This is a genomic window from Acinetobacter amyesii, assembly GCF_002018365.1.
Classification (GTDB): Bacteria; Pseudomonadota; Gammaproteobacteria; order Pseudomonadales; family Moraxellaceae; genus Acinetobacter; species Acinetobacter amyesii.
Map to the genome: position 1 here is coordinate 54,305 of NZ_MVKX01000007.1, position 17,001 is coordinate 71,305.

Consider the following 17,001-nt stretch of genomic DNA (forward strand, 5'->3'; position numbering starts at 1 on the left):
ATTTGCAAGTTTTTTGCATTTTTAAAGTGATCAAATCACAGCTATAAAATTACTTTCCCATCTGAGTCGCTTATGCAGGACTCTGCTTTTTCACTTGGTGCTGTAGATGCGTTTGAATATATTCACCGTAGACCGACATTTTTTCAAAGATGTGTTCTGAATAAAACATGTCTTCTACCAAGACTTGCGCACGGTCAAATTCATATAAACCTAATCGTTGTAAAATTTTCGCATTGATAAACGAAAACTTTTGGCATAAATCGATATATTGCTGATCTTTGTCTTTAAATAGCAGCTTTAACATATTGATTTTACTTAAATCAAAATCAATCGGTTCAGCTTTATCCGCCAAGACATGGATTTCAACATCTAAATATTCAGCAAGTTGATTTAATTTTTCTAAGTCGATATGTAGATGTGTAATATAAATAATTTTGGAAACTTTAGGATTACATAAGCTATTGATCAAACTAAAATAGAAGTATTCTGCTGGCGATAGCTGTTCATTATTTAGCTCAATGTAGACATTGAGTCCCGATAAAACATCATCAACTTTAAATGCGCTAAGTTTAGCCTCCGCTTGATAATAACGATTCAATATCGCAACATTTTCAGGGCTTTGCGGTGTAGCGTAGATCACCTTCTGATTCAAATTCGCTAAGATAAAAGGTGCAAATAAAAAAGCCGCATTTTCAGCCTTGGCATTCATAAGCTCCTGACAAATACTGACATAGCCCACTTGCTGTACTTGGCGCAAAATTCGACTGCGTAAAAGTACTGCTTCTAAATTAGTATGCTGTTGTTGCAACAGATGCAGCGTTGAATCTGTCAATGGAACACCCACCAGTAAATGTTGTAACAGTTCTAATTCACTGGCTTTAAACATAGTCAACTCCCTAACTTCCATACCATTTGACACCACAAGTGTTGTGGTTAATGCACCTTATAAAAAATTCAAGCTTAAAACTAGATACAGTGAATTTGAAAAAACATATAACAGTACAGACTCATCTGTTATAAAAATATAATGCTGGGTTACTTTTACTGATATATTTATAACAGAATCTTGACTTGTTGATGACTATGTATAAATCGGAACAGCTCGCACAGCACCTACGTCAACTGATTGAAAATGGCACTTTAAAAGCGCACGAAAAACTCCCGTCTTTACGTGAACAAGTGCAGTTGTCCGGCTTTAGTTTAATCACGGTCATGAATGCTTATCAGGAGTTAGAATCGCGTGGCTTAATCTATGCACGTGAAAAATCAGGCTACTATATAGCGCAAGGCTTGCTCGAAATAGAAGCTGAACACGCTCAAATCGTGTCCTTAAACACTCCCGTTGAAATTAACTCTCTGGTCTTTAAGTATTTAAAATCGATACAAGATGAAAAAATCGTTCCATTGGGTTCAGCCTTTCCAGCTCAAGATATTGTTTTTTCTAAAAAGTTAACCCAAATCATGGGGCAAATTTCCAGAAATCCCAAAAGTTACGATGCCATTGATAATCTTCCACCCGGTAATTTAGCCCTACGTAAGTTAATTGCACAGCGTTATTGCATGCAAGGCATTGCCACAGATCCAGAGGATATTGTGATTACCTCAGGTTGCATGGATGCATTGAATCTTTCCTTACAGGCCATAGCTTCACTGGGTGATTATATTGTGTTACAGCAAAATATTTTCTATGGCGCCTTGCAAGCTGCAGAGCGCTTAGGCCTTAAAGTGGTGACCTTACCTGAACATCCACAAGACGGTTTTGATTTAACCGCATTTGAACATATTTTAAAAACTTATCCCGTCAAGATCTGTTGGCTGATGCTGAATTCGCATAATCCTGTGGGCTTCACAGTCAGTGATGAAATCAAGCATAAAATTGCCGTGTTATTACACCAATATCATGTGCATTTAATTGAGGACGATGTGTATGAGGAAATGCATTATGCGTCCAAGAAACCTGTTTCAATGAAATATTTTGACCAAAATAATATGGTCTTACATTGCTCATCTTTTTCTAAAACGTTGGGCGCTGCATTTCGGGTCGGTTGGGTGCATGCGGGTAAATATTCTCAAGCGATTCAACACTTACAGCTTATGAGCACGATTTCCGTCAATACCTTATTGCAAAATGCCTTGGTGGAATTTATTTCAAATTATCATTATGAAAAACATTTACGGGTTCTAAGAAAAAGTCTACAGCAACACAAATTACAGTTTTACCGTTATTTGGAAAGCCGCCTACCGACTGGATGCAAATTACAATATCATCCAAGTGGTTATTTTCTTTGGTTAAAATTACCAGAAAACATTGAAAGCATGGCAGTCTATGAAGCCTTAATTCAACAGCAGATCGGCGTTGCACCAGGCCGTTTATTTAATGTTGCGGAAGCCAAAACTCAATATATCCGTTTAAATTGTTCCTTTGCATGGAAGGATGATATTCAACAGGCTTTAGATGCCCTCCTTAGTACAATCTCTGCACTTTCCTCAGATCAGACGAATATTTGACAATTTTTATTGTCATTATTATGCTCAAACAGATATTGTTCAAATACATATATTTGTTGTTGAGATAACAACGAATTCATTCAATATTTACCAAAATTCAAAAAACAAATAGGTTAGTTCATGGAAGATCAAAAACACAGTCAACGCATACATGCCTTTAGTTCGGATGTACTCACAGATCTAGATGCTGTGGGGATTGCACAGCTCATCAAATCTAAAGAAGCCTCTGTACAGGAAATAACACAAGCGGCCATTGCACGTGCGGAACAAGTCAATCCGCATCTAAATGCCATTGAACTGGACTGTTTTCAACGTGCTTTAGAGCAAAATCAATATGTTGATCATGGTCTTTTTGCAGGCGTCCCTTTTTTCTTTAAAGATAATCTAGATTATCAAGGATTGCCCTCACGCCATGGTTCAAAGGCCATCGGTTCAAAACCAGCCGATCGTAATCCTCAAATTAGCCAACAAATCTTAGATCAAGGGTTTGTCGTATTAGGAAAATCCAAGCTCCCTGAATTTGGTCTAAATGCCAGCACCGAATATAAAGATGGATCAGCCACCTATAACCCTTGGCATTTAAGTTATTCCTGCGGTGCATCTTCAGGGGGTTCCGCAGCTCTCGTTGCAGCCGGTGTAGTGCCGATTGCCCATGCCAATGATGGCGGTGGTTCGATTCGAATCCCTGCTGCATGCTGCGGTCTGATTGGATTAAAGCCTAGCCGTGGCCGTACTTATGACAGTGAAGCAGCAGCTTCTCTTCCGATTAATATCATCAGTGAAGGTGTCCTAACCCGTAGCATACGCGATACAGCGCATTTCTATGCAGGAATGGAGTCAAGTTACTACAATAAAAAGCTGCCACGCATAGGCATGATTCATGGCCCTTCTAAACGTCGACTACGCATCGGTTTAGTCCCACAATCAATTACAGGGCAAATAGATAGTGAAACAACTGCAACCTTAATGCATAGCGCAACACTCTTAGAACAATTAGGTCATCATGTTGAAGAACTTCAGTTACCTTTTTCCTTAAGCTTTGTTGAAGATTTCAGTGAATATTGGGGGATGTTGTCCTTTTTACTGAGTACCTTTGGCAAGAAAATCTTTGGCGCTGACTTTAATCCCAAAGAGTTAGATCACTTAACCGTTGGTTTATCGAAGTTGTATAAAAAGAACTTTTATAAAACCCCGCTATTTCTGTATCGATTAAAGAAAATGCAGCAGCAATATCGTGAAATCTTTAAGCATTATGACGTTTTGCTATCGCCTGTACTTGCACATACCACACCTAAAATTGGCTATTTGTCACCTCAATTACCGTTTGACCAGTTATTTGAGCGTATACAGAACTATGTGACATTTACACCTATCCAAAATGTGGTGGGTGCGCCGGGTATGTCGATTCCTATGGGAGAAACGCAAAACGACGGACTACCGATCAGTATGCAAATATCAGCCGATGTCGGGGATGAAAAAACATTAATTGAACTGGCATTTGAAATTGAAGAAGCTCAGCCATGGCGACGTATTCAAGATATGCCTCGAATTGCATAACAGCCCATGCAAGGATAAAAAAGGGAGCTGATGGGCTCCCTTTTTTTATTTTCAAATCTGCGAATCAAGGTTTTTCAATTGTTCACTGTATTTGAATACAAGATGCTTAATTAAAATGATACGTCAGTCCTGCATATACCGCCCGACCTTCGCCCGGTGTTAAACGAGCAGGATCTTTGCCGGCGTCGTTATAGCCCGGTGTAACGGTAGATGCATATTTTTTATTGGCCATATTTCTGAAATCCAACCACGCCATATATTGTTTTTGTGGTTGTATATAGCCGAATGATGCTCCCCAAATTTGCCAATCTTTTGCGTAGAAACTATTTGCATAGTCGGTTGCGACCTTTGCGGCATAAAGTGTATTAACCGCAGCATAAAAGCCTAAAGGATGTTCATATTTAAGTTCAGCCTGATAGATGTGTTTTGGTATACCTGCAAGTTCATTTTTTCCAAATACTGCATCATTTTTATAGTGAAAATCATTCAAGGTATAGGCTTGTTTCAGTTGAACTTGTCCATATGCATCATTTTGCCAAAGTAAACTGTTTAAACCGACTTCAAGCCCCTGATGAATGGTGTCTGAAGCATTCGATTCGGCAATAATCTTTTTAGGCTCTGATTGGATTTCAACAGCCAACAGTTCATTTTTAACCTGTGAATAGTAATATGCGATATTCCACTCACCCAGTGCATGTTGACCACGTCCACCTAGTTCAAGAGTGTTCGCTGTCTGACTATTCAAATGAATCGGAGCACTTTGGCGTCCCGTTGCTGCGCCACTACCATCGGGGAAGTATTGATCCGAACCCCAAATTAAAGCCCATGGATGTGGTGCTTCTAAGCTTCGACTGACATTGGCAAAGAGCTGTGTTTCTGGTTGGATTTGATATCGAAAACCTAGCGATGGCAGGACATTCCATTCACGAATATTTTCTTTATGGCTCTGCACAGGCCATGTCACTTCACTTTCACGATGGGTGTACGCCAATGCAACTCGACTATCGAGCCAAAACTGTGGGTGTAGTGCCAAGGCATTGGCATAATGTAAAACATAGTCACCACCTTGGTAGGTATAATGCCGCGTTTCTGTACCCGCAGCATACGCGCCTTGCGCTACACGCAAGCGTTCAACGACCTGACCATCTGGCAAATGCGTGGTGCTACGAAAACCTAAAGTATTTTGGCTTTCATGCCCCCATAGCATCCGGTCAAATTGGTAGTTAAATAAGGTACTGATATCGTCATAGTCAACATCTGTACTATACAACCCTTCTTGCAAATCCATCGGATAATGATGATAAGCCAGACCCAACTGTAAGCGATCGCCTGAGTCCAAAGTCATATTGGTTTTATTCGCCAACCAAATACTTCCCTGCTGCGGGCGATTATTATTCAGTGAGATATTTAGGGCTACTGCTTGTTTTGGATCTTGTTCAATCTGTTGTTGGGTTAGTCGTCCCGGTGTTTGGTGTTCAGTCTCTCGGTAACGCAGATAAAATCGTGTATCTAGGTTAGGATTTAATTGATATCCCACATTGGCCGATATACCTTTACTCTGGCTTGAGGAATGATCTTGAAAACCATCATCATCACTTTGCGTTAATGAAAGATAATAGTCTAAGTCACCGATTTGTTGTCCTGAGCTGATTTCACTTTTTTGATAACCGTGGCTACCCATTTCATGATGCACTGACAGTTTTGCTGCATTTTTTCCGGTTGGGCTGGCATAATTAATTAGACCACCCAAGCTTAATGCGCCACGTGTTAAACCATTAGCACCTCGTAAAACCTCTATATGGTCTACCCACAGCGGCTCAAGCAGTTCATAAGGTGTTCCTCCTGGTCCTGTAAATGGCAAATCATCTAAGCTCACATACAAACCTGAAGCATGTGCCCCCGGGGCGCGATTGATCCCCGAGCCACGTATCGACAGTTTCACCCCTTCATTTCCTGAAGATGCTGCGTAAATCCCCGGTTGATTTTTAAATAAATCAGCATTTGTACGCTTCGGTATATCTTGAATGTCTGCTGCAACGATCGCATTGGTTGCACCATTTACTTTAGTTAGTGCTTTTTTTATTTGTTCATCCATTGAACTTTGTTCAACGTTGATCGTGATTTCAGGTAATACATTGCTATCTGCAACACTATATTGTGCCATTGCAGTAAGCATCATCAGGCTTAAAAGCTTAAGTGACGTGTTGTTATATTTGGAAAATTGAGGGACATCCATGATTGCGTCTTCTAAGTGAAACGAAATTGACGGCAAGGATTGTAGTGTGTTTTATCATCATGTATGTATCAAAATATTTCAAAATTCATGATTTTTATCAATATCCTTCTTCGTATTTTTATATTCAAATGATTTGTTAAATGAAATAAAACAGATAATTATATTTATTAGTCAAAAAATAAAAGTTTCTAAATAAGATAAAAGCCCTCAATCGATAAAGATCAAGGGCGCGTATGAATTGAGAGTACGCATTGAAAGATTTTCGGAAAGTTAGATGTCAAATCCTGAACATACTTCCAATCACGCTCTCGTTAAATTGATATTGAAATTTCTAAGGCAATTTAAATTAAACAATTCTTTGTAACGGCATTAGAAGTTGTACATCGCGACCGCATTGATTCGGTTATCTTCACCCTTAGTACTGCCATTTGGCGCAGCACCAAAAGCTTCACGTTCACCATAGACATATTCCAGACCTAAACTAATCGGCTTAACAGGGCTGTAAAATACATTTGCCCATGCTTGCCACAAGTTTTTATTGGCCTTGGTTTTATCGACTAATGAGTTGACATAATCAGCATTATTATCTGCTTTCATATAACCATAGCCCAATGTTCCGCGCCATTGTGCTGATATTTGTTGAGTTAAACCTACTGTAATCGAGTCAAATTCATTGGTGGCGATGATGTCTTTATCCGCATTGGTCACAAAACCTTGGTTCGTCCATGACACAAAACTACTGTCGCCTTTGACATGGTAATAATCAGCTTTGAGCACTGTTTTATCCGTCAAATCTAGTTTTGCGCCTAGACCAAGCCCCCATGCAGTTTCTGTATCCGTATCCGTTTTCTTTTCAGCCCCCATCGCACGTGCGCTCAACATGAGTGTATCTGTCATTTTATGGTTTAAACGCGCTGTTAATGCAGGCAAACGCATATTTGAGCTGTCATCCTTAGAATCTTCCGCTGCGAGTACGAGATTTGTCTCTGGACTAAATTTGTGACTATAGCGAACTTGCGGTGTACGTTTAACAGCACCACCGACATAGCCTAATGCATCAATGGTTTCAGGCATATAATCAGGTACAGCAAAGTTAGACCATGTTTGCCCCACCAACCAATCACCATAGGTCAAATAGGCATGACGAATCCTCAGTCCATCATTTGCGCCCAAAAAGTCGACTTCAATTTTACCGCCTACCTCTCCCACTTGAGTCGGTGTTTTAAAGTCTAGTCCTAATCGTGTGGCAGCAAGTGTTGCTTTTAAACGATCTGAACTTTCAGCATTCCCTTCTAGCGGAACACTATTCATTTGGTTATACAGGCGAGATAAGCTGCCGCCTTCTGCCTGATAAGATGCATCTGCACGCACATTGCCATACAAGCTAAACTCAGCGCCCGATTTGGTATTTAAACTCAGGCTCGGTGTTTGAGTCGTTTTTTGAGTCTGTGCAGTAACTACAGGCCCTTGTTTTACGTCTTTGATTTCACTTGATAAGGTGTTTTGCTGCTGAACATATTGCTGCATCATGGCTTTTAATGCTTTGACTTCATCACGCAACTGTTCAACTTCAGCTTCGCTGACTGCCGCATGTGTCCACATGGGGAACGCGGCTGCACAAGCTAGTATCATCGGTTTAATTTTAAAGGTTTTTTTGACTAAATTTAGCTTTTGAGTTTTCATCCTGACCTCGATTTGGGCGATGCCCTTTCCTTATTTTTTGTCACAATTTCCCACTAGCCCTCATGCTGTGCATCAGGGCTGGAAACTTAAACTTTTGGGTAATGTTAAATCTGTAAATGATGACTTAATTCGCTGGATTTTTGATGGCTTGCGTATTGATCTTTGGCGATTGACCTTGAGTAGACGCTTCTACCGATGCTTGTAAATTCACCATAAAGATCGCCAATGCAGCAATGACACCAGGAATGGCAATCACCAAGAAGTTCATCTGATGCGGTAAATTCATCGTTAAAAGCGCACCAGTAAGTACCGGTCCAACGATTGCACCAATTCGTCCAATGCCCGATGCCCAGCCCATTCCTGTAGAACGTACCGTGGTTGGGTAGTACTGCGCGACAAAGGTATAAAGTAGGATTTGCGAACCGATGGTAGCTGCACCTGCAACAGCAATTAAGGTATACAGAACCATTTGCGGACTGTTAAAGCCCAGTAAGATTAAAGCCAATGCGCCACACATGAACATGATGCTCAGTACTTTTTTGATATGGAATCGGTCTGCCAAAGCACCACCACCAATAGCACCTACCATTCCACCAATATTCAGCGCAAAGAGGAAGATCATACTTGCACCAAGTGAATAGCCAGCTTGAATCATCAATTTTGGTAACCAACTTCCAAGTGCATAAACCATCAATAAGCACATGAAAAATGCAATCCAGAACATAAACGTACTGAAACTACGGCCTTGTTGAAATAATGCTTTTAATGGCGCTTTGTCTTCTTCAGAAACTTCATTGAGTACAAATTGAGTATCCGTTGTGAGGACTTGTTCAGGGGCAATTTTAGAGACAATTGTTCGAGTCGTATCAGTTTGATGCTTTGAGGTTAAATACATCAATGACTCAGGGAGGAATTTCCAAATTAAAGGCAGTGCAAGACATGGAATAATTGCAATATAAAACATGATTTTCCAGCCATATACTGGCACTAACCAAGCACCCAATAATGCTGAAGCCATACCACCAATGGCATAACCACTAAACATTAGTGCAACCAAGGTGCTACGTATACGTTTTGGTGCGTATTCTGTCATTAACGCGACCACGTTCGGCATAACGCCACCGATGCCTAGACCGGCAAGAAAGCGTAAAATACCAAACTCAACTGGGGTACTTGCAAAAGCGCCACAGAAGGTAAAACCACTAAAGATACCGACACAGATCATAATGGTCTTTTTACGACCAATTTTATCGGACAGTGTGCCAAAACACATGGCACCAAACATCATGCCAAATAAAGCCGTACTTGCCAGTAAGCCGGCTTGTACCGCAGATAAGGACCATTCTTGCATCAACAACGGTAAGGCAACGCCATAGATCACCAAGTCATAACCGTCAAAAATAATAATCAAAAGACACCAAATCAAAACACCCCAATGAAATGGCGTAAATTTGGCTTCATCAACCAAGGTATTAATATTAATTTTCTGGTTTTGCATAGCCCACCTCCTAATTGTGAAGCTTGTAAAATTCGCTTTTCACAATGAATAAGTCGGTGCTTAATGTCCAAAACCGATTAGGCATGTTTGTATACCTAAAAAGTTGAATGCAAATTAATTCCTTGATTCCGCTTTATTTAAATAGATCATTTCATAACTGCAGTTCATCTGAACGTCTATCGACAGTATATTCAAAACACAGCACGATCATATGGAATCGCTTCTAAATCATACACTTGATAAACACTATCAAATAAACCACGAATATCTTCGCTTTCATCCATATTACGCACAGTCATAAATACAGGGCTAATCGCGGCTTCATCTAAGATCGGAACAAAGGTTAAATGTGTTAATTGCACACTTTGGGCACTCATTGGGGTGATACAAACCCCTTCGTTCGCTGCAACAAAGCCCAATGCCAGTTGTAATTCACGTACTTCACGTACTTTTTTAGGTTCCAGACCATACTCTGAAAATATGCCACGCACTTGGGTCGAAAAGTTTGGTTTGTTGTGATTTGGATAAAAAATCAATTGCTGATCGATCAGATCTGCAAGATAGACTCCTTCCTTTTTTTGTGCCAAAGGATGACTAGCGTGTAAGGCAACTACTAAGCGTTCTTCACGCAGTAAAACCCGTTTAATTGCAGGGTCTGAAATACGCAAACGCCCAAAGCCGACATCTATACGACCTTCTTTTAATGCTTTGATTTGTTCAGTAGTGGCCATTTCCTCCATTTCTATTTTTAAATGTGGATGTTGTTGTTTAAATAAATACAAAATATTCGAGAGTAAACCAAACAATAAAGAGCTCACAAAACCGATTGTCACTGTTCTTTCTGTCAAACCAATTCGTTTCGTCATCGATTTAATTTCTTCTGCATTAGACAAAAGTTTTAAAGCATGATGATAAAAAAATTGGCCTGCTTCCGTAGTCTTAAGCGGACGGCTACCGCGTTCAAATAACTGAATTCCAAGCTCATGTTCCAAATTTTGAATCTGCCGACTCAAAGGTGGTTGAGCTATATATAGTTTTTCTGCCGCTTTGGTAAAACTCTGCTCTTCAACCACTGCGACAAAGTATCTTAAGTGTCTTAGTTCCATGGCTATCGATACCTATTAAGTATAATAAAATGCAAATTTGATCTTCGACGTGAAGATTTTATTCTTTTAAGGTATATCACATAGACAGGATTAAGCAACTTTAATCCCATCCAACAGATCAAAAACATCGTGCAGCCCATTACCTGAAAGAAACTTCAGTCGCTACACGAAACAACTTAAAAAGTATTGTTAGACAACCAAACAAGGAACGTGGCAGCCAAAGACCTCTTTTATCGAGTGATAGCCACCCATACTTAAATGCATACTTAAGGAGATATAGTATGAACCGTCAAGAGATTGATGTTCTGATTAAACAAATGAACGTAGATACAGCGACAGGGCCTGTTGACCAACGTGTACAGCAAGTTGTGGTACGTTTATTGGGTGATTTATTCCAAGCGATTGAAGATCTAGATATTACTCAAACTGAACTATGGAAAGGTCTTGAGTATTTTACAGATGCGGGTCAAGCAAACGAATTGGGTCTTTTAGCCGCAGGTTTAGGTTTAGAGCACTATCTAGATTTACGTGCCGATGAAGCTGATGCGAAAGCAGGTATTACAGGTGGTACACCACGTACCATTGAAGGCCCTTTATATGTGGCTGGCGCACCTGAATCAGTGGGCTTTGCTCGTATGGATGATGGTACGGAAACCGATAAAATTCCAACTCTGTTTATTGAAGGTACAGTAACAGATACCGAAGGCAACATCATTGAAGGTGCTAAAGTTGAAATTTGGCATGCCAACAGCCTAGGTAACTATTCTTTCTTTGATAAGTCTCAATCAGACTTTAACCTTCGCCGTACGATTCTTTCTGACCAAGACGGTAAATATGTTGCACAAACTACGATGCCAGTTGGTTATGGCTGTCCTCCAGAAGGCACAACTCAATTTGTTTTAGACAAATTAGGCCGTCATGGTAACCGTCCATCACATGTACATTATTTTATCTCTGCACCGGGCTACCGCAAGCTAACCACTCAATTCAACATCGAAGGTGATAAATACCTTTGGGACGACTTTGCCTTTGCAACTCGTGATGGTCTGGTGGCAACTGCTGTTGATATCACAGACGAAGCTGAAATTGCACGTCGTGGTCTAAACCAGCCATTTAAACACATTAGCTTTAATGTTGAGTTAGTTAAAGAACAAGCTGCAGCACCAAATACTGAAGTTGATCGTCGACGCGCTAGCGCTTAATTACTCAATCTAAGGAAGCCGAGCTGTCTCATCCAAGTTTGACAACTCGGCGACTATCCCCTCATTGGACAGTCGGAGAATGGACATGCCACGTATTCCTGTAATTAACACCAGCCATCTAGATCGTATTGATGAACTTCTTGTCGATAATTTTGACACTGGTGAATTTAAACTGCACCGCTCAGTATTTACCGATCAAGCGTTGTTTGATCTTGAAATGAAATACATTTTTGAAGGTAACTGGGTGTATTTGGCACATGAAAGCCAAATTCCAAATAACAATGATTATTACACAACTCATATTGGTCGCCAGCCGATCATCATTGCACGTAACCGTAATGGTGAACTGAATGCCATGATCAATGCCTGCTCACATCGTGGCGCACAGTTATGTCGTTATAAAAAAGGCAACAAAGCGACGTATACATGTCCATTCCATGGTTGGACCTTTAATAACTCAGGTAAATTGCTCAAAGTTAAAGACCCTGCCGAAGCGGGTTATTCAGATTGCTTTAACCAAGATGGTTCACATGACTTGAAAAAAGTCGCACGCTTTGAAAGTTATAAAGGTTTTCTATTTGGAAGCTTAAATCCTGATGTACCAAGTCTAGAAGAATTCTTAGGTGAAACTACCAAAATTATCGACATGATCGAAGGTCAGTCAGAAAATGGTTTAGAAGTTTTACGTGGTTCATCTACCTATACCTATGAAGGTAACTGGAAACTGACAGCTGAAAATGGCGCAGATGGCTATCACGTTTCAGCCGTGCATTGGAACTATGCAGCGACCACTCAGCACCGTAAAGAAGCGCAAGCAGCTGATAATATTCGTGCCATGAGTGCGGGTTCTTGGGGCAAGCAAGGTGGTGGTTCTTATGGTTTTGACAGTGGTCACATGTTGTTGTGGACCCAATGGGCTAACCCAGAAGACCGTCCAAACTTTAGCAAAGCCGATGAATATACTGAAAAATTCGGCGCGCCGATGTCAAAATGGATGATCGAGCGTTCACGTAACCTATGTCTTTATCCAAATGTCTATTTGATGGATCAATTCGGTTCACAAATTCGCGTTTTACGCCCGATTTCTGTCAATAAAACTGAAGTCACCATTTACTGTATCGCCCCTGTCGGTGAAGAGCCAGAAGCACGTACACGTCGTATTCGTCAATATGAAGACTTCTTTAATGCTTCAGGCATGGCAACACCCGATGATTTAGAAGAATTCCGTGCCTGCCAAGCAGGTTATGCAGGGATTGAACTGGAATGGAACGACATGTGCCGTGGTTCAAAACACTGGATTCATGGACCGGATGATGCAGCCAATGAAATTGGATTAAAACCGCTATTAAGTGGCATCAAAACGGAAGATGAAGGTCTTTACCTTGCTCAGCATCAATATTGGTTAAAAACCATGAAACATGCCATCGCTGAAGAAAAAGAACTAGCTGAACAAGTCGCAAATGAACAAGGAGATGTCGCATGAATGCAACTGCACATTTAGACAGCGTAAGCATTGAAGCTGTATCTCAGTTCCTCTATCGCGAAGCGCGTTTTTTAGATGATGAACAGTGGGATGAATGGCTAGCGTGCTATGCCCCATCTGCATCATTTTGGATGCCGGCTTGGGATGACGATGACCGCCTCACGGAAGATCCACAGTCTGAGATTTCTTTGATTTATTATCCAGACCGTCAAGGTTTAGAAGACCGTGTCTTCCGCATTAAAACCGAGCGTTCATCTGCCACGATGCCAGATACTCGAACCAGCCATAACATTAATAACGTAGAGATTATTGAACGTGATGGCGACAAAGTCACGGTGCGTTTTAACTGGAACACCTTAAGTTTCCGCTACAAAACCAACTATAGCTACTTTGGCATGTCACGTTATGAAATTGATTTTTCAGGCGAGCAGCCAAAAATCCTCAGCAAATATGTAGTTCTGAAAAACGATTATATCAACCAAGTTATTGATATTTATCACCTCTAAAAGCTTATTTCACTAAGCAAGGTTTAACTTTCAGCCAGAAGGATATTTGGCTGAAAGGACACGTTATACCAGATTTTCAAAAGGATATTCAGCCATGTCAAACCATAATGTTGCACTTCAATTTGAAGATGGCGTTACTCGTTTTATTAGTGTTGCTCAAGGTGAAACCTTATCCGACGCAGCCTATCGTCAAAAAATCAATATCCCTCTAGATTGCCGTGATGGCGCCTGTGGGACATGCCGTGCATTTTGTGAGTCGGGTACTTACGACATGCCTGAAGAATCTTATATCGAAGACGCTTTAACCCCCGAAGAAGCTGAGCAAGGTTATATTTTAGCTTGCCAATGTCGTCCAAGTTCAGATGCGGTTTTCCAAATCAGTGCATCATCTGACGTGTGTAAAACTGAAATTCATGAGTTTCAAGGCACATTGTCTCGTGTTGAAAATATGTCGGATTCTACGATTACCTTTGATATTCAACTGGATGAAGGTCAACCGGACATTAACTTCTTGGCAGGTCAATACGTCAATGTCGGCATTCCGGGGACTGAAGAAACTCGTTCGTATTCGTTTAGTTCAAAGCCGGGCAATCGTTTAACAGGCTTTGTGGTTCGTAATGTCCCTGAAGGAAAAATGAGTACCTTCCTGAGTGCCGATGCGAAAGCTGGCGACAAAATGACCTTCAAAGGACCTTTTGGTAGTTTCTATCTGCGTAATGTCGTCCGCCCTGTGGTCATGCTTGCAGGTGGTACAGGTATTGCGCCGTTTATGTCTATGTTACAAGTGCTTGAAGAAAAAGGGTCTGAGCAACCTGTTCGTCTTGTATTTGGCGTAACCAATGACTTTGACATCGTGGCAAAAGACAAGCTCGATGAATTACAAAGCAAACTCCCGTGGTTCGAATACCGTACTGTAGTCGCTCACCCTGAGTCACAGCATGAACGTAAAGGCTATGTGACTAGTCATGTTGAAAAAGATTGGTTAAACAACGGCGATGTCGATATTTACCTCTGTGGTCCTGTGCCGATGGTCGAAGCGGTACGTGGCTGGCTAGATACAGAAGGCGTTAAACCTGCAAACTTCTTGTTTGAAAAATTCTCAGCGAATTAAGGGAGAATAGTTTAATGTCAAAACAAGCTAGATTTAGCAATAAAGTTGTCATCGTAACCGGTGCCGCTCAAGGTATCGGTCGTGGAGTCGCACTACAAGTGGCCCGAGAAGGCGCTCAAGTGGTATTGGCAGATCTCTCGGATTTTGTTGAAGAGACGCTGAACGATATTCAAACCCACAATGGCGATGCCATTATTGTTAAAGCCAATCTTGAAACATTTGCAGGCGCCCAAGCAGTTGCTACCCAAGCCATTGAAAAATATGGCCGAATTGATATCTTAATCAATAACGTTGGCGGTGCGATTTGGATGAAGCCCTTCCAAGAGTTTTCAGAAGAAGAAATCATTAAGGAAGTTAATCGTTCATTATTTCCAACTATGTGGTGCTGCCGAGCCGTGTTACCTGAAATGATTCAAAATCAGCAAGGGACAATTGTGAATGTATCTTCTATTGCAACCCGTGGTATTAACCGTGTGCCATATTCAGCGTCAAAAGGTGGGGTTAATGGCTTAACCGCTGCACTCGCTTTTGAGCATGCAAAAGATGGTATTCGAGTCAATGCCGTAGCCACAGGTGGCACAGAAGCACCACCACGAAAAGTACCTAGAAACGCCAACCCATTGTCAGATCATGAAAAACAATGGATGCAAGACGTAGTCGATCAAACCATTGACCGTACATTCTTAGGACGCTATGGCACAATTCAGGAACAAGTCAATGCCATCTTATTTTTGGCATCCGATGATTCATCTTATATGACTGGAACGGTCGTCCCTGTTGGTGGTGGAGATCAAGGTTAATCTCTAAAAATCATTGGTTAAATTCAACAGGCTCATTGACATAGTCGCATGGAGGCAAAAGCGATGGCACCCCTGTTAAAAACATTAAAAGAAGATTGGTCGATTTCAGCGACGGTTGCAGGATTTTTAGCCGTACTGATCTCCTATTCAGGCCCATTGATTATTTTTTTCCAAGCCGCACAAAAAGCTCAAGTTTCCCCAGCCATGATGATTTCATGGATTTGGGGGATTTCTATTGGCGCAGCGCTGGCGGGTATTTATCTCTCAATTAAATATAAAACCCCGGTGATTACCGCGTGGTCAGCGCCTGGTACGGCTCTTTTAGTCACCCTATTTCCGAATATTTCACTGAATGAAGCCATAGCAGCTTATATCACGTCCGCTATTGTTATTTTCTTGATTGGCATCACTGGCTATTTTGACAAACTCCTAAAATGGATTCCTCAAGATGTCGCTGCAGGGATGATGGCAGGTATTTTATTTCAGTTTGGGCTTGGACTGTTCACAGCTACAGATAGTATGCCGATCATTGTCTTTAGCATGTTATTGGTCTTTCTGATTTCTAAAAGACTATCGCCACGCTACGCGATGATTTGGGTCTTACTGACTGGAGTTGTTTTGAGTTTTACATTAGGGAAAATTAATCCTGTTGATGTGAATTTTCAACTCGCTATACCGCAGTTTATTGCCCCAATTTGGACATGGAACTCAACTTTAAATTTGGCGATTCCCTTAATTTTAGTCAGTCTGAGTGGTCAATTCCTTCCGGGGATGGCGATCATGAAACTCAGTGGATATGACACGCCAGCCAAGCCGATTATCACAGCGACTAGTATTGCCTCGCTCGCTGTCGCATGTGTCGGAGGCATTACCATTGTTTTGGCGTCTATTACCGCAGCTATGTGTATGGGCAAAGATGCACATGAACTAAAAGAAAAACGCTATATAGCCGGTATTGCCAATGGTATTTTTTATATTTTAGGTGGCTTATTTGCAGGCAGCATTGTCATGTTATTTAGCCTATTACCTAAAGAGTTAGTCGCTGCACTTGCAGGTTTAGCGTTATTAGGTGCGATTGGGACAAATATGTCAGTTGCGATGAAAAATGAGGCCAATCGTGATGCAGCGCTGATCACTTTTTTAGCGACAGCCTCAGGGATGCATTTTTTAGGGCTAAGCTCAGTATTTTGGGGGATTTGTATCGGTGTCGCGGCACATGTCATTTTGACCAAACGAGTAGCCACACAAGCGCCGATGACAACGACTCAAGACTCTAAAAGTTCATAATATCCAAATGCATTACCCAAACAA

The 17,001-nt window shown here is 41.1% G+C and carries 13 protein-coding genes; 8 read left to right on the top strand and 5 right to left on the bottom strand.

The annotated features are described in order from the left end of the window. Positions 1-70: 70 nt before the first annotated feature. Complete coding sequence (locus B1202_RS11390) at positions 71-886, bottom strand: hypothetical protein (RefSeq protein ID WP_078190722.1); 816 nt, start codon at positions 884-886, stop codon at positions 71-73. Between the two features lie 197 nt (positions 887-1,083). Here B1202_RS11390 and B1202_RS11395 point away from each other — a divergent pair, with 197 nt between their 5' ends. Both B1202_RS11395 and B1202_RS11400 read left to right on the top strand, forming a co-directional pair. Then, complete coding sequence (locus tag B1202_RS11395; RefSeq protein WP_078190723.1) at positions 1,084-2,508, top strand: PLP-dependent aminotransferase family protein; 1,425 nt, start codon at positions 1,084-1,086, stop codon at positions 2,506-2,508. A gap of 120 nt (positions 2,509-2,628) precedes the next feature. Then, the gene (locus tag B1202_RS11400; RefSeq protein ID WP_078190724.1) at positions 2,629-4,065 is read left to right on the top strand and encodes an amidase; all 1,437 of its coding nucleotides are present in this window, start codon (positions 2,629-2,631) and stop codon (positions 4,063-4,065) included. A 106-nt stretch (positions 4,066-4,171) separates the two neighbouring features. Here the strand turns inward: B1202_RS11400 and B1202_RS11405 are convergent, their stop codons facing one another. The 4 genes from B1202_RS11405 to B1202_RS11420 all read right to left on the bottom strand — a co-directional run bounded on the left by B1202_RS11405 (position 4,172) and on the right by B1202_RS11420 (position 10,588). After that, positions 4,172-6,301 (bottom strand): TonB-dependent receptor family protein, encoded by a 2,130-nt coding sequence (locus B1202_RS11405; protein WP_078190725.1) that lies wholly within the window; start codon positions 6,299-6,301, stop codon positions 4,172-4,174. A gap of 369 nt (positions 6,302-6,670) precedes the next feature. Next, positions 6,671-7,984 carry a DcaP family trimeric outer membrane transporter gene (locus tag B1202_RS11410; RefSeq protein WP_078190726.1) on the bottom strand — a complete coding sequence of 438 codons (1,314 nt, stop codon included), beginning with the start codon at positions 7,982-7,984 and terminating at the stop codon, positions 6,671-6,673. A gap of 124 nt (positions 7,985-8,108) precedes the next feature. Then, the gene (locus B1202_RS11415; RefSeq protein WP_078190727.1) at positions 8,109-9,482 is read right to left on the bottom strand and encodes an MFS transporter; all 1,374 of its coding nucleotides are present in this window, start codon (positions 9,480-9,482) and stop codon (positions 8,109-8,111) included. Positions 9,483-9,673: 191 nt separating this feature from the next. Next, the gene (locus B1202_RS11420; RefSeq protein ID WP_078190728.1) at positions 9,674-10,588 is read right to left on the bottom strand and encodes a LysR family transcriptional regulator; all 915 of its coding nucleotides are present in this window, start codon (positions 10,586-10,588) and stop codon (positions 9,674-9,676) included. A 281-nt stretch (positions 10,589-10,869) separates the two neighbouring features. Between B1202_RS11420 and catA the strand changes: the two genes are divergently transcribed. The 6 genes from catA (at position 10,870) to benE (ending at position 16,977) form a co-directional block, all read left to right on the top strand. Continuing rightward, complete coding sequence (gene catA / locus B1202_RS11425) at positions 10,870-11,790, top strand: catechol 1,2-dioxygenase (RefSeq protein ID WP_078190729.1); 921 nt, start codon at positions 10,870-10,872, stop codon at positions 11,788-11,790. Positions 11,791-11,875: 85 nt separating this feature from the next. Beyond that, the gene (gene benA / locus B1202_RS11430) at positions 11,876-13,273 is read left to right on the top strand and encodes a benzoate 1,2-dioxygenase large subunit (RefSeq protein ID WP_078190863.1); all 1,398 of its coding nucleotides are present in this window, start codon (positions 11,876-11,878) and stop codon (positions 13,271-13,273) included. After that, positions 13,270-13,779 (top strand): benzoate 1,2-dioxygenase small subunit, encoded by a 510-nt coding sequence (gene benB, locus B1202_RS11435; protein WP_078190730.1) that lies wholly within the window; start codon positions 13,270-13,272, stop codon positions 13,777-13,779. The genes benA and benB overlap by 4 nt, the downstream gene beginning before the upstream one ends. A gap of 94 nt (positions 13,780-13,873) precedes the next feature. Continuing rightward, a complete protein-coding gene (gene benC / locus B1202_RS11440; RefSeq protein WP_078190731.1) occupies positions 13,874-14,890 on the top strand; it encodes a benzoate 1,2-dioxygenase electron transfer component BenC in 1,017 nt (338 codons plus the stop codon). Positions 14,891-14,904: 14 nt separating this feature from the next. After that, complete coding sequence (gene benD, locus B1202_RS11445; protein WP_078190732.1) at positions 14,905-15,690, top strand: benzoate diol dehydrogenase BenD; 786 nt, start codon at positions 14,905-14,907, stop codon at positions 15,688-15,690. A 63-nt stretch (positions 15,691-15,753) separates the two neighbouring features. Beyond that, on the top strand, positions 15,754-16,977 hold the full coding sequence (gene benE, locus B1202_RS11450; protein ID WP_078190864.1) for a benzoate/H(+) symporter BenE: 1,224 nt from the start codon (positions 15,754-15,756) through the stop codon (positions 16,975-16,977). The last annotated feature ends 24 nt before the right edge of the window (positions 16,978-17,001 follow it).